Raw genomic sequence first — 15,126 nt, 5'->3', positions numbered from 1 at the left:
CCACCCGGCATTTACATTAGATCTTACATGCGCCGCTTTCGCAGCCATCGTCCTGAATTGACGGAACCAGGTCATCCTGCGCGTCTTCCGCACCGTCACGGGTGTTGTGATAGTACAGCGTTTTCACGCCAAACTTGTAGGCGGTGAGCAGGTCTTTCAGCAATTGCTGCATCGGAACCTTGCCGGACGGGAAGCGCGTCGGGTCATAGTTGGTATTGGCAGAGATCGACTGGTCGATAAACTTCTGCATGATACCCACCAGCTGCAGGTAGCCGTCGTTGTTTGGCATTTCCCACAGCAGCTCGTAGTTGTCACCCAGCGTCTCGTAATCCGGTACCACCTGACGCAGCACGCCGTCTTTCGAGGCTTTGATGCTGACGTGGCCGCGCGGCGGCTCAATACCGTTGGTGGCGTTAGAGATCTGCGAAGAGGTCTCGGACGGCATCAGGGCAGAGAGCGTGGAGTTACGCAGGCCGTGAGTCTTGATGGACTCGCGCAGGCCTTCCCAGTCGAGGTGCAGCGGCTCGCTGACGATCGCATCCAGGTCTTTCTTGTAAGTGTCGATTGGCAGAATGCCTTTCGCGTAGGTGGTTTCGTTGAACCACGGGCACGCGCCTTGCTCTTTCGCCAGCTCGTTGGACGCTTTCATCAGGTAGTACTGAATCGCTTCGAACGTCTGGTGCGTCAGGTTGTTGGCGCTGCCGTCGGAGTAACGCTTGCCGTTTTTCGCCAGCCAGTAGGCGAAGTTGATCACGCCGATACCCAGGGTACGACGTCCCATCGCACCGCGTTTCGCGGCCGGGATTGGGTAATCCTGGTAGTCCAGCAGGGCGTCGAGCGCACGAACCGCCAGCACGGCCAGCTCTTCCAGCTCGTCCAGGCTCTTGATGGCACCCAGGTTGAACGCGGACAGCGTACACAGCGCAATTTCACCGTTTTCGTCGTTCACGTCTTCCAGCGGTTTGGTCGGCAGGGCGATCTCCAGGCACAGGTTAGACTGGCGCACTGGTGCAACCACCGGATCAAACGGGCTGTGGGTGTTGCAATGGTCAACGTTCTGGATGTAGATACGGCCGGTAGAGGCACGTTCCTGCATCATCAGGGAGAACAGGTCCACCGCCTTCACGCGCTGCTTGCGGATGCTGTCGTCTTTTTCGTATTTGGTGTACAAACGCTCGAATTCGTCCTGATCGGCGAAGAACGCGTCGTACAGGCCCGGGACGTCGGACGGGCTGAACAGGGTGATCTCTTCGCCCTTCAGCAGGCGGGTGTACATCAGCTTGTTGATCTGCACGCCGTAGTCCATGTGACGCACGCGGTTGCCTTCAACACCACGGTTGTTTTTCAGGACCAGCAGGCTTTCCACTTCCAGGTGCCACATAGGGTAGAACAGGGTCGCAGCACCGCCGCGCACGCCGCCCTGAGAGCAGGATTTTACCGCCGTCTGGAAGTGCTTATAGAACGGGATACAGCCGGTGTGGAATGCTTCACCGCCGCGAATCGGGCTGCCCAGCGCACGGATGCGACCGGCGTTGATGCCGATACCGGCACGCTGGGAAACGTATTTCACGATGGCGCTGGACGTGGCGTTGATGGAATCCAGGCTGTCACCACACTCGATCAGTACGCAGGAGCTGAACTGACGGGTTGGGGTGCGCACGCCAGACATGATTGGCGTAGGCAGAGAAATCTTGAACGTCGATACCGCATCGTAGAAACGCTTCACGTAATCCAGACGGGTGTCACGCGGATAGTTAGAGAACAGGCAGGCGGCCACCAGAATATAGAGGAACTGGGCGCTTTCGTAGATCTCACCGGTTACACGGTTCTGAACCAGGTATTTGCCTTCGAGCTGCTTCACCGCCGCGTAGGAGAAGTTCATGTCGCGCCAGTGATCGATAAACCCGTTCATCTGCTCGAACTCTTCTTCCGTATAGTCTTCCAGCAGATGCGTGTCGTATTTGCCCAGCTCAACCATTTTCACCACGTGATCGTAAAGCTTCGGCGGCTCAAACTGGCCGTAGGCTTTTTTACGCAGGTGGAAAATCGCCAGACGTGCAGCGAGGTACTGATAATCCGGTGCTTCGCGGGAGATGAGGTCCGCCGCCGCTTTAATGATCGTTTCGTGGATATCAGACGTTTTGATGCCGTCGTAGAACTGGATGTGTGAACGCAGTTCAACCTGGGAGATAGATACGTTGTTCAGTCCTTCTGCTGCCCAGTCGAGAACTCGATGGATTTTGTCCAGATTGATACGCTCGGTAGTACCGTCGCGCTTTGTCACCAGCAGACTCTGATTCATGTGGGGTTTACCTGTCCGTGAAATAAAAAAATATCCCCCGCTTATCCACAGAACCGTCTTGTGACTAACTCTGTGGATAAATACTACATATAGGGGGTTTGCGATAAGAAAAACGCTATATGGTGAGTATTCTAGTAAGGATTCTTTTCAGTACAAGGGTTGATTTTGACGTTAAATTGAGGTTGTGAAAGGGTAAAAAAGGCTAAGTCCTCGTGCTGTAAGGCCTGGAAGACATGTCAATAATTAAGAAAAAAAATTCAAAATTTGATCGAGTGCTGATTTCTTCAACGGGCGGTCAGAATTGCGCAACATGATGTCGCGCAATCTTTATAAGAATAACGAATGACGTTAGTCGTTTTTGGCGGTTGTATGCAACATATAGTTAACATCAACGCCCGGTGCGAGTTTGAATTTATTGGTCAGCGGATTGTAGTGCAGACCGGTGATGTGCTGCTCCTTGAGCCACGTCTGGTCGACCCAGCCTAACAGTTCGGCAGGCTTGATGAATTTCTTCACGTCATGCGTGCCTTTCGGCACCATGCGCAGCACATACTCCGCGCCAACGACGGCCATCAGCCAGGCTTTACCGTTGCGGTTGATGGTCGAGAAGAAGACCTGTCCACCCGGTTTCACCAGTTTTGCACAGGCGTGCACCACGGACTGCGGATCGGGAACGTGCTCCAGCATCTCCATGCAGGTCACCACATCGTACTGATGGGCATGTTTTGCCGCGTGTTCTTCCACGGTTTCCTGCACGTAGTCCACCTGTATGCCAGACTCCAGCGCATGAAGACGAGCAACCTGCAGCGGTTCAAAGCCCATATCCAGGCCCGTGACGTTCGCCCCTTCGCGCGCCATGCTTTCCGCCAGGATACCGCCACCGCAGCCGACATCGAGCACTTTTTTACCGAACAGACCGCCGGAGCGCTCCGCGATATAGCCCAGACGCAGCGGGTTAATACGGTGCAGCGGTTTGAACTCGCCTTCGAGATCCCACCAGCGGGACGCCACCGCTTCAAATTTGGCAATCTCTTCGTGGTCAACGTTGTGAGCCACCGGGGATTTTTCGGCATTCATGGGCGCTTTTACTCCTTATTTAGCAAGACGAATGAGTATATCAGGCAATCCCTGTGAATAAAGCGTATAGGTTTACCTCAATCATCTCGGCTGTGTTATAATTTGCGACCTTTGAATCCGGGATACAGTAGAGGGATAGCGGTTAGATGAGCGACCTTGCGAGAGAAATTACACCGGTTAACATCGAGGAAGAGCTGAAGAGCTCCTATCTGGACTATGCGATGTCGGTCATTGTTGGCCGTGCGCTGCCGGACGTCCGCGATGGCCTTAAGCCGGTACACCGTCGCGTACTATACGCCATGAACGTATTGGGCAATGACTGGAATAAAGCCTATAAAAAATCTGCCCGCGTCGTCGGTGACGTCATCGGTAAATATCACCCGCATGGTGATACCGCCGTTTATGACACCATCGTTCGTATGGCGCAGCCATTCTCCTTGCGCTACATGCTGGTAGATGGTCAGGGTAACTTTGGTTCAGTCGACGGCGACTCCGCTGCGGCGATGCGTTATACGGAAATCCGTATGTCGAAAATCGCTCATGAGCTGATGGCCGACCTGGAAAAAGAGACCGTTGATTTCGTCGATAACTACGACGGCACCGAGCGCATCCCAGATGTGATGCCCACCAAGATCCCGAACCTGTTAGTGAACGGTTCGTCCGGTATCGCGGTCGGTATGGCAACCAACATTCCGCCGCACAATATCACCGAGGTGATCAACGGCTGTCTGGCTTATATCGACGATGAAGATATCAGCATTGAAGGGCTGATGGCACACATCCCGGGCCCGGACTTCCCGACGGCGGCGATCATCAACGGTCGTCGCGGCATTGAAGAAGCGTACCGTACCGGCCGCGGCAAGATTTACATCCGTGCCCGCGCTGAAGTAGAAGCGGACGCCAAAACCGGCCGTGAAACCATTATTGTTCACGAGATCCCGTATCAGGTGAACAAAGCGCGTCTGATTGAAAAAATCGCCGAGCTGGTAAAAGAAAAACGCGTTGAAGGCATCAGCGCGCTGCGTGACGAGTCTGATAAAGACGGTATGCGCATCGTGATTGAGATCAAACGCGACGCGGTGGGTGAGGTTGTCCTGAATAACCTGTACTCCCAGACGCAGCTTCAGGTCTCCTTCGGTATCAACATGGTTGCGCTGCACCATGGTCAGCCGAAGATCATGAACCTGAAAGAGATCCTGAGCGCGTTCGTCCGTCACCGCCGTGAAGTGGTGACCCGTCGTACCATCTTCGAACTGCGCAAAGCGCGCGACCGTGCGCACATCCTTGAAGCGCTGGCGGTTGCGCTGGCCAACATCGACCCGATCATCGAGCTGATCCGTCGTGCGCCAACCCCGGCGGAAGCGAAAACCGCGCTGGTTTCCCGTCCGTGGGATCTGGGCAACGTCGCCGCGATGCTGGAACGTGCGGGCGATGACGCGGCGCGTCCTGAATGGCTGGAACCTGAGTTCGGCGTGCGTGACGGTCAATACTACCTGACTGAACAGCAGGCCCAGGCGATTCTGGATCTGCGTCTGCAGAAACTGACCGGCCTTGAGCATGAAAAACTGCTCGACGAATACAAAGAGCTGCTGGAACAGATTGCTGAGCTGCTGCATATCCTGGGCAGCGCAGAGCGCCTGATGGAAGTGATTCGCGAAGAGCTGGAGCTGGTCCGCGATCAGTTCGGCGACGAGCGCCGCACCGAAATCACCGCCAACAGCGCGGACATCAACATCGAAGACCTGATCAACCAGGAAGACGTTGTGGTGACCCTGTCTCACCAGGGCTACGTGAAGTATCAGCCGTTAACGGACTACGAAGCACAGCGTCGTGGCGGTAAAGGTAAATCTGCAGCACGTATTAAAGAAGAAGACTTTATTGACCGCCTGCTGGTGGCGAACACCCATGACACGATCCTCTGCTTCTCCAGCCGCGGTCGTCTGTACTGGATGAAAGTCTATCAGCTGCCGGAAGCAAGCCGTGGCGCACGTGGTCGTCCAATCGTTAACCTGCTGCCGCTGGAAGCGAACGAACGCATCACCGCCATTCTGCCGGTACGCGAGTACGAAGAGGGCGTGAACGTCTTTATGGCGACCGCCAGCGGTACCGTGAAGAAAACCGCGCTGACCGAATTCAGCCGCCCGCGTTCTGCCGGTATTATCGCCGTGAACCTGAACGAAGGCGACGAGCTGATTGGCGTGGATCTGACCTCGGGCTCTGATGAAGTCATGCTCTTCTCTGCGGCCGGTAAAGTGGTGCGCTTCAAAGAAGACGCCGTCCGTGCAATGGGCCGTACCGCGACGGGCGTTCGTGGTATCAAGCTGGCTGGCGAAGACAGCGTTGTTTCTCTGATTATTCCGCGCGGTGAAGGGGCTATCCTGACCGTCACGCAGAATGGTTACGGTAAACGTACGGCGGAAGGGGAATACCCAACCAAGTCTCGCGGCACGCAGGGCGTTATCTCCATCAAGGTGACCGAGCGCAACGGTTCCGTTGTCGGCGCGGTGCAGGTAGACGATGCCGACCAGATCATGATGATCACCGATGCCGGTACGCTGGTGCGTACCCGCGTGTCTGAGATCAGCGTGGTGGGCCGTAATACTCAGGGCGTGATCCTCATCCGTACAGCGGAAGATGAAAACGTGGTGGGTCTGCAGCGCGTTGCCGAGCCGGTGGATGACGAAGAGCTCGACTCCATCGACGGTAGCGTCGCGGAAGGCGATGAGGACATCGCGCCAGAAGCCGACACCGACGATGACGTAGCGGATGACGCTGACGAGTAATGTCTCCTGATGCAAAAAAGGGCCGGATTCCGGCCCTTTTCTTTTGCAGAAGCAGATAAGTCAACGTTGCGACCTGGCGCGTTTACCGCTACCTTAACCACATTCTTTTGACCCCGACGGCGGAGCCTCGCCCCCTTGAAATACCTCGTCTCCTTTCGTACTACGCTGAAAGTCTCTCGCTATCTGTTTAGAGCGCTGGCGCTCCTGCTTTGGCTGCTGGTGGCCTTGTTCTCGGTGTTTTACATCGTTAATGCGCTGCATCAGAAAGAAGCGGAGATCCGCCAGGAGTTTAACTTAAGCTCCGACCAGGCCCAGCGCTACATTCAGCGAACGTCTGACGTCATGAAGGAGCTGAAGTATATTGCCGAGAATCGTCTGACGGCGGAAAACGGTATTCTTGCGCTCCGCGGGCGTAACGACAAAACCGAAGTTCCGGACTTCCAGCCGCTGTTCCCGGATTCCGATTGCTCCACCATGAGCAATACCTGGCGCGGGTCGCTGGAATCGCTAGCCTGGTTTATGCGCTACTGGCGCGACAACTTCTCCGCCGCCTATGACCTGAACCGCGTCTTCCTGATTGGCAGCGAAAATCTCTGCATGGCTGACTTTGGCCTGCGCGACGTGCCCGTTGAACGTGACAATGCGCTGAAAAGCCTGCATGAACGTATTGTGAAATACCGCAATGCACCACAGGACGAGCGCGGGAATAACATCTTCTGGGTGAGCCAGGGCCCGCGCCCCGGCGTGGGCTATTTCTATGCCCTGACGCCGGTTTATCTCGGTAATCGCCTGCAGGCGCTGATGGGGATTGAGCAGACCATCCGCATGGAAAACTTCTTCACCCCTGGCAGCCTGCCCATGGGGGTGACCATTCTGGATGAAAACGGCCATCAGCTGATCTCGCTTGCCGGGCCCGATAACCGGCTGAACGTCGAACCGCACTGGATGCAGGAGCGGTCGTGGTTTGGCTATACCTCGGGCTTCCGCGAGCTGGTGCTGAAGAAGAGTCTGCCGCCTTCGTCGCTGAGTATCGTCTATTCGCTGCCGGTGGATATGGTACTTGAGCGGATACGCATTCTTATCATGAATGCGATTCTGCTCAACCTGCTGGCGGGGGGCGCGCTGTTTACGCTGGCGCGCATGTATGAGCGGAAAATCTTTATTCCCGCCGAAAGCGACGCCCAGCGCCTGGAGGAACACGAGCAGTTTAACCGCAAGATTGTTGCCTCGGCGCCGGTGGGGATCTGTATCCTGCGTACCCAGGACGGGACCAACATCCTGAGTAACGAACTGGCGCATAACTACCTGAACATGCTGACGCACGAAGACCGGCAGAGGCTGACGCAGATTATCTGCGGTCAGCAGGTTAACTTCGTTGACGTGCTCACCAGTACGCACACCAACCTGCAGATAAGCTTTGTCCATTCCCGCTATCGCAATGAAAACGTGGCGATTTGCGTGCTGGTGGATGTCTCCGCGCGCGTGAAGATGGAAGAGTCGTTGCAGGAGATGGCGCAGGCGGCGGAGCAGGCCAGCCAGTCAAAATCCATGTTCCTTGCGACCGTCAGCCACGAGCTGCGTACGCCGCTGTACGGGATTATCGGTAACCTCGATCTGTTGCAGACGAAGGAATTGCCGAAAGGCGTCGACCGGCTGGTGACGGCGATGAACAACTCCTCCAGCCTGCTGCTGAAAATCATCAGCGATATTCTCGACTTCTCTAAAATTGAGTCCGAGCAGCTGAAAATCGAGCCGCGCGAGTTTTCACCGCGCGAGGTGATGAACCACATTAGCGCCAACTATCTGCCGCTGGTGGTGCGTAAACAGCTGGGGCTCTACTGCTTTATCGAACCGGACGTGCCGCTGACGCTGCACGGCGATCCGATGCGCCTGCAGCAGGTCATCTCTAACCTGCTCAGCAACGCCATCAAATTTACCGATACCGGCTGTATTGTGTTGCACGTCTGCCGGGCAGGGGATTACCTGAGCATTCGCGTGCGCGACACGGGGGTTGGCATCCCGGCGAAGGAGGTGGTTCGCCTGTTCGATCCGTTCTTCCAGGTCGGTACCGGCGTGCAGCGTAACTTCCAGGGCACCGGACTGGGGCTGGCGATTTGTGAGAAGCTCGTCAGCATGATGGACGGCGATATCTCCGTGGATACCGAGCCCGGCATGGGCAGCCAGTTCACCATCCGCATTCCGCTCTATTCTGCGCAATATCCGGCAAAAGCCACGGTAGATGGCCTGAGCGATAAGCGCTGCTGGCTGGCGGTGCATAACGCCTCGCTGAATGACTATCTGACGGCGCTGCTGACCCACTGCGGCGTGAGGGTGTGCCGCTATGAAGGTCAAACACCGGACGTTGACGATGTGCTGATCGCCGACGAGATGCAGGAGCAGCCGTGGCAGGGGAGAGGGTCGGTGCTCTTCTGCCGTCGCCACATCGGCATTCCCGTCGAGCGCGCGCCTGGGGAATGGGTACACAGTGTTGCGACGCCGCACGAGCTGTTGAGCCTGCTGGCACGCATCTACAAAGTGGAGCTGGAAGAGCGCGACGGCGCGGGCGGATTGCCGTCACCGGAGTCTCTGGCGTCGGTGAATGACGATATGATGATTCTGGTGGTGGATGACCATCCGATTAACCGCCGCCTGCTGGCTGACCAGCTTGGATCGCTGGGCTACCAGTGCAAAACCGCCAATGACGGCGTGGATGCGCTGAACGTACTGAGTAAGAATCATATTGATATCGTGCTGAGCGACGTCAACATGCCTAACATGGACGGCTACCGTCTGACGCAGCGCATCCGGCAGCTTGGCCTGACGCTGCCGGTGGTGGGCGTAACGGCGAACGCGCTGGCGGAAGAGAAGCAGCGCTGTCTGGAGTCAGGCATGGACAGCTGTCTGTCGAAACCGGTGACGCTGGACGTGCTGAAGCAGACATTGTCGATTTACGCAGAGCGCGTGAGAAAAACGAGAATATAAAAAAGGCCCGGAAGGGCCTTTTTTTATTGTCATCCCTAAACCACCTCCTGGGGAGGTGGTGATTGATCCTGTAAGGCTATAGCCTGAAGAATGCCCATGCCGGAATATCTCTTCTTACTCACCACAAGTAAAAGGAGACAGACTGACATGGGGCTTTACAGGAGTTCATCACATGTATATTGGCGTTGCAAATACCACATAGTTTGGACGCCAAAATATCGATTCAGGATCCTCAAAGATAAGCTGGGCAAGGAACTTTACAGGACAATCTACATCCTCTGCGGAATAAAAGGTTGTGAAGTTCTGGAGTTAAATGTTCAACCAGATCATGTACATCTGGTGGTTATCGTGCCGCCTAAAATTTCCATATCAACGTTGATGGGGCATCTTAAAGGTCGCAGTGCCATCAGACTCTACAATCGTTTTCCACATATCAGGAAGAAGTTATGGGGAAACCATTTTTGGTCACGCGGCTACTTTGTCGATACGGTAGGGGTAAACGAAGAGATCATCAGACGATATGTGCGGCATCAGGAGAAAACGGAACAAACGCACGAACAGCAGATGGAATTGCTAGAGTAGAAACAGGAAGGAAACAATAGCCCCCCTTACAGGGGGCATTCTAGAAAGCCACCTTCTAAGAAGGTGGTCTTTTACTTGCCCGGCGACGCTGCGCTTGCGCGGGCCTGCGGGGTCTGTAGGCCGGGTAAGCGTGAGCGCCACCCGGCATAGACAGCGGAGATCAATCTTTGTCAGTTGCACTCAGCGTGACGGAGGAGAGATAGTTCAGCAGAGCAATATCGTTGTCCACACCCAGCTTCATCATCGCTGATTTCTTCTGGCTGCTGATGGTTTTAATACTGCGGTTCAGCTTCTTGGCAATCTCGGTCACCAGGAAACCTTCTGCGAACAGGCGCAGAACTTCACTCTCTTTCGGCGACAGACGTTTGTCACCGTAGCCACCCGCGCTGATTTTTTCCAGCAGACGAGAAACGCTTTCAGGCGTGAACTTCTTGCCTTTCTGCAGCGCCGCAAGCGCTTTAGGCAGATCGGTCGGTGCGCCCTGTTTCAGCACAATCCCTTCGATATCCAGATCCAGTACCGCGCTCAGGATCGCCGGGTTGTTGTTCATGGTCAGAACAATGATCGAGATATCCGGGAAGTGACGTTTAATATATTTGATGAGCGTGATCCCATCACCGTATTTGTCTCCGGGCATGGAGAGATCGGTAATGAGCACGTGTGCATCAAGCTTTGGGAGGTTATTGATCAGTGCTGTAGAGTCTTCAAATTCACCGACTACATTCACCCACTCGATCTGTTCAAGTGATTTGCGAATACCGAACAGTACAATCGGATGGTCATCGGCAATAATTACGTTCATATTGTTCATGTATAAGGCTACCTTGCTACAGCAAGCTTTTGACGTAGGCGTCAATGTCGCTGATGTATTTTTCAATGCCAGAGGCATCTTTCTCACGAATTAGATGTTCCAGCGTTTCACATAACTGCTTGCCGGGAACCAGATTAAGCATGGCAAACACCCCTTTAAGCCGGTGTGCTGTCTGTGCCAGCGCTGCAAAATCATTCGCAGCGGACTCAGTATACAACCGCTTAACATCATCTGGTACTGTATCAACAAAGAGTGAATAGTATCCGCTGGCGTGAAGCTCGGCATTTTCATTACCGCCAAGCGGGGATTCCGCTATCTCTTCCTGCGCCAGCTGCTCTTCTATTAGTTGTAGTACAGCTTCCTGCATCGCATTGCTTATATTAAAGTTGACGCGCAGCTGGCCAGGGCCGATTTTCCGCACGCCTGACTCATCATCGCTTAAAAGCAAGCCGGAGGCAGTAAGATTAGACGGATTATCAGTTAAAAACAGATCAAATTCTTGACTTGCAAGTCTTTCATCCGGCGTGATGCAGGCGGCTCCCCAGTTTTCTAACTGACGAACGACAATATTGCGGATCTCGTTCGAGGTCACATCGACCATCACCACGACATCATCCAGCAGACGCTCTTCATCTTCTTCCTGCGGGTTGGCCGCCATTTTCACGTGCAGAGAATAGCGGGTGCCGAGGGATTCACGGGCTTTGATATTCAGATGGCCGCCGAGCTTACGCGCCAGCTGATCGCACAGCCAGAAGGTGAGGGCATTGGCCTTGCCGTAGCGATCGCTTTGCGTGTCGTTCAGGAACGGGAAGTGGAGATTATCAATTTCACTCGTGGTGACGCCTTCCCCGGTGTCGAGGATGCGGAACGTCAGGCGGTCTTCTGCCGACTCCTCCGTACTGACTTCGAGGGTGATCTTGCCGATCTGCGTGGTCGTCACCGCGTACTGAATAATCATCAACAGTATGCGGCGCAGCGCTTCACGATCGCCGTGGCGCTCGTCATTTGCCGGAAGATTGTTATTGATCAGCAGCTGCAACCCTTTACGCTTAATCACGGGCAGGACTTCCGGAACCACTTCATCGATCAGATCCTGAATAGAGAAGAGGGTTGGTGTTCCTTTCCAGAAATCATTCTCCAGCATGTTCGCCAGCTGGATCTCGTCAACCATTCTGACCAGCGAGTCGGCCTGACAGGCAAGCTGGTGGCTTTCTGACGTATTTAACGCCGCCGCCTGGGTCGCCAGCGTTTTTAACGGCTGCTTGAAGGCATCGCCAATATTCTGCATAAATGCGGCGCGCCCCTGCTGGTTTTTCTCATACAGTCTTTGCGCCTGCTTGAGCTTTTTATTCACCAGCACCTCGCGATCCTGATCGCGAATGATGAAAATTTGCGTGCGGGAGGCGACCTGGCTGCGGAACTGACGGATCTCGTACAGCTCATTGTTGATGGTGGCCTGGATCACCCCCTGGTGCTGATCCGCCATGGTGGTGATGTTCTGCAGGTTAAGATGCGGCAGCAGATGGTCGGCAATTTTATTGCTCATTACCGTACGATTCGCTTCCTGATCGTGAACTAAGACCCCAAGCGGCAGCACGGAAATAATCTCTTCATTTAGCGCACGTAACACGCGCAGTTCATTGCTGGTGCCTGCCGGGACCGCAGAGGCGTCGCTCTGACGCCCCGGCTGGAAACGGAAGGTGCTGTAGCCAAACAGCGCCAGCGCCAGCAGACCGATATTCAGCAGCAGAGGCAGCAGGATATTTTGCAGCGTGTCGAGTAGCAGCGTGCCAAACGGCACCTGCCACACCAGACGCATACCGGTCGAGTTCAGGGATGAGGCAATTTCGATTTTTGAGCCGTTAAAGGAGATCGAGACGCTCTCTGCGGCCTCTTTGTCAGATGCCGCACGCATGTTCTGGGTGCTGTTGTCGGGCTCCAGACGGAAGCTGTCGAGCGGCATGTCCGGCGGGATTAAATCGTTAATCGGTAAATCGAAGGCCACAACCGTCGCCAGATGTCCTGGCTGGTTGAAGGTGGTGCGCAGAGTAAAATAATGACCGTTTTGCCAGGCCAGACGACGCAGGGAAGAGAAGCTCTCACGTTCATCAAGGGCATTCGCCTGCTGCAGCATCTCTGCCCGGCGGGAGTCGACGATGCTGCCCACGGTAGTCTCTTTAAACCCGGAAGAGAGATCTTTTAACGGCAGGGTTGAGATCAGGATCATGCTGTTATCCTGACCGTTCAGATAGTACATCGACCACGGCACCGTTTCGGCCCCCCAGAGGGTATCCAGATAGGTCGAAATACGCTGTGTCATCTCGAGCGTTGCGCTGTCGTGAGAGCCAAAAATGAGCGCCTCAGTCTTACGCTGCGGTTTTTCGAGGTAATAGACATCCTGCTTAAGCCGCGTCTCCTGAAGTCCATCTCCGGATGAGGAGGCCGGGGCGGCTGCAATATTGTCGTAAATCTGCCAGGTGGCGTAGCGCCAGGTATCGATGCGCTTATGCACGGCGTGGGTGATATCGACGACCTGATAGCTCTTATCCTTCAGCCAGGCGTTAACCGCGCTTTGTACCATCACCCCCATGGTCACTAACAGCACAACGATCAAAAGAAGAAAGAAACGGGTGATGCTCCCGGGGAGGAGGGAGAATTTGCTCGGGGCGGTGGTTTCAGTCTGACTCATTGATATCTTTAACCCGTCATGGTCATGCTCTGTGGCGATAGGGCAGTATAAAGGGTAATAACTGAATTTCCAGCGCCACCGTCCGGGAACAGGCGACTTTTTCAACGGACAATACCGGCGGCGGGTGGCGCGGTAAACATGTACAAACTCGTCCTGCGCGTACAAATAAAAAGTGCGGCTGGCCAGCAAATAGCACGAATTAACAAGAAATTAAGTTTTACATCAATTGTGTGTTAGCGAACGATCGCTGGGGAGAATTTAGTTAATAGTCGTTACAATTTCGGTGCGGTAGCACAAAAAATTGAGGCGTTGCGTAAAGAAAGGTAAAAAAAAACCGAATGCGAAGCATCCGGCTCAATTAGGGATAAACAGACATTCAAAACTGAATGACGGTAATAAATAAAGTTAATGATGATAGCGAGAGATATTTTAGAGATTAGCCGCGATCTTGTTTTGTCATTCAGTGCTGTAACGATTTCTATTATAAGTTATTGATTACTATATGTATGATTTTTCTTTTGATTATAAATGCTAAATTTATAAGCTATTTGTGCTTTGTAAAAGTTCCTTGATATTTACATTTTGAAACATCTTGATGGACAAATGAAACATCTTCAAAGTTTTCGTATCATATTCGCATTGGATTATTCTGTAATTTTGCGGAGAATGAAATTGCCGACTGGTTAATGAGGGTTAACCAGTAAGCAGTGGCAATTATAAGGCATATAACAGAGGGTTAATAAAATGAAAGTTAAAGTACTGTCCCTCCTGGTACCAGCACTCCTGGTGGCAGGCGCAGCAAATGCGGCCGAAATTTATAACAAAGATGGCAACAAATTAGATCTGTACGGCAAAGTCGATGGTCTGCACTATTTCTCCGATGACGATAGCGCAGATGGCGACCAGACCTACATGCGTCTTGGCTTTAAAGGCGAAACTCAGGTTAACGATCAGCTGACCGGTTACGGCCAGTGGGAATACCAGATTCAGGGTAACTCAGGTGAGAACGAAAACAACGCCTGGACCCGTGTGGCGTTTGCCGGTCTGAAATTTGGTGACGCGGGTTCTTTCGACTACGGTCGTAACTACGGTGTGGTTTACGATGTAACTTCCTGGACCGACGTTCTGCCAGAATTCGGCGGCGACACCTACGGTTCTGACAACTTCATGCAGCAGCGTGGTAACGGCTTTGCGACCTACCGTAACAGCGATTTCTTCGGCCTGGTTGATGGCCTGAACTTCGCTGTTCAGTATCAAGGTAAAAACGGTAGCGTAAGCGGTGAAGATCAGACTAACAACGGTCGTGAAGCACTGCGTCAGAACGGTGATGGCGTTGGCGGTTCTATCACTTATAACCTGGGCGAAGGCTTCGGTATTGGTACTGCCGTGTCCAGCTCTAAGCGCACCAGTTCCCAGAACGACATGGGCTTCGGTACTGGCGACCGTGCTGAAACCTACACCGGTGGTCTGAAATACGACGCGAACAACATCTACCTGGCTGCTCAGTATACCCAAACCTACAACGCGACTCGCGCAGGCGATCTGGGTTGGGCTAACAAAGCGCAGAACTTCGAAGTGGTTGCTCAGTACCAGTTCGACTTCGGCCTGCGTCCATCCGTGGCTTACCTGCAGTCTAAAGGCAAAGACATCGAAGGTTACGGCGATCAGGATCTGCTGAAATATGTTGATGTGGGTGCGACTTACTACTTCAACAAAAACATGTCCACCTACGTGGATTACAAAATCAACCTGGTTGATGAAAATGAATTCACCCGTCAGGCGGGTATCGGTACTGACGATATCGTCGCGCTGGGCCTGGTTTACCAGTTCTAATCGCGCCATCGTGTGACGTAAGGGGCCTGATGGCCCCTTTTTTTGTGCCTCTCTGATTCTCACAACT

At 53.9% G+C, this 15,126-nt stretch carries 8 protein-coding genes; 4 read left to right on the top strand and 4 right to left on the bottom strand.

Features of this window, described 5'->3' with window-relative positions; all coding sequences use genetic code 11:
• Positions 1-16: 16 nt before the first annotated feature.
• Both nrdA and ubiG read right to left on the bottom strand, forming a co-directional pair.
• Complete coding sequence (nrdA, locus tag ACEPLT_RS15510; RefSeq protein WP_008500237.1) at positions 17-2,302, bottom strand: class 1a ribonucleoside-diphosphate reductase subunit alpha; 2,286 nt, start codon at positions 2,300-2,302, stop codon at positions 17-19.
• 348 nt (positions 2,303-2,650) lie between these two features.
• Positions 2,651-3,379 (bottom strand): bifunctional 2-polyprenyl-6-hydroxyphenol methylase/3-demethylubiquinol 3-O-methyltransferase UbiG, encoded by a 729-nt coding sequence (gene ubiG, locus ACEPLT_RS15505; RefSeq protein WP_025913163.1) that lies wholly within the window; start codon positions 3,377-3,379, stop codon positions 2,651-2,653.
• 146 nt (positions 3,380-3,525) lie between these two features.
• Here ubiG and gyrA point away from each other — a divergent pair, with 146 nt between their 5' ends.
• The 3 genes from gyrA to tnpA all read left to right on the top strand — a co-directional run bounded on the left by gyrA (position 3,526) and on the right by tnpA (position 9,726).
• Positions 3,526-6,162: a DNA topoisomerase (ATP-hydrolyzing) subunit A gene (gene gyrA, locus ACEPLT_RS15500; RefSeq protein ID WP_008500239.1), complete on the top strand. Its 2,637-nt coding sequence runs from the start codon at positions 3,526-3,528 to the stop codon at positions 6,160-6,162.
• A gap of 135 nt (positions 6,163-6,297) precedes the next feature.
• The gene (rcsC, locus tag ACEPLT_RS15495) at positions 6,298-9,144 is read left to right on the top strand and encodes a two-component system sensor histidine kinase RcsC (RefSeq protein WP_008500240.1); all 2,847 of its coding nucleotides are present in this window, start codon (positions 6,298-6,300) and stop codon (positions 9,142-9,144) included.
• Positions 9,145-9,291: 147 nt separating this feature from the next.
• Positions 9,292-9,726, top strand: a complete 435-nt coding sequence (tnpA, locus tag ACEPLT_RS15490) for an IS200/IS605 family transposase (RefSeq protein ID WP_032651224.1) — start codon at positions 9,292-9,294, stop codon at positions 9,724-9,726.
• A 160-nt stretch (positions 9,727-9,886) separates the two neighbouring features.
• On the opposite strand, the gene rcsB is transcribed toward tnpA, so the two are convergent.
• Both rcsB and rcsD read right to left on the bottom strand, forming a co-directional pair.
• Entirely contained in the window at positions 9,887-10,537 is a 651-nt protein-coding gene (gene rcsB, locus ACEPLT_RS15485; protein ID WP_003859405.1) for a response regulator transcription factor RcsB, read from the bottom strand.
• 16 nt (positions 10,538-10,553) lie between these two features.
• Positions 10,554-13,226, bottom strand: coding sequence for a phosphotransferase RcsD (rcsD, locus tag ACEPLT_RS15480; protein WP_021241536.1), 2,673 nt, complete (start codon positions 13,224-13,226; stop codon positions 10,554-10,556).
• Between the two features lie 744 nt (positions 13,227-13,970).
• On the opposite strand from rcsD, the gene ACEPLT_RS15475 reads away from it, so the two are divergent.
• Positions 13,971-15,059 (top strand): porin OmpC, encoded by a 1,089-nt coding sequence (locus ACEPLT_RS15475; protein ID WP_055321559.1) that lies wholly within the window; start codon positions 13,971-13,973, stop codon positions 15,057-15,059.
• Positions 15,060-15,126: the final 67 nt, after the last annotated feature.

This window comes from Enterobacter sp. fkY84-1, assembly GCF_052974705.1.
This window is presented reverse-complemented; position numbering and strand designations above follow the sequence as displayed.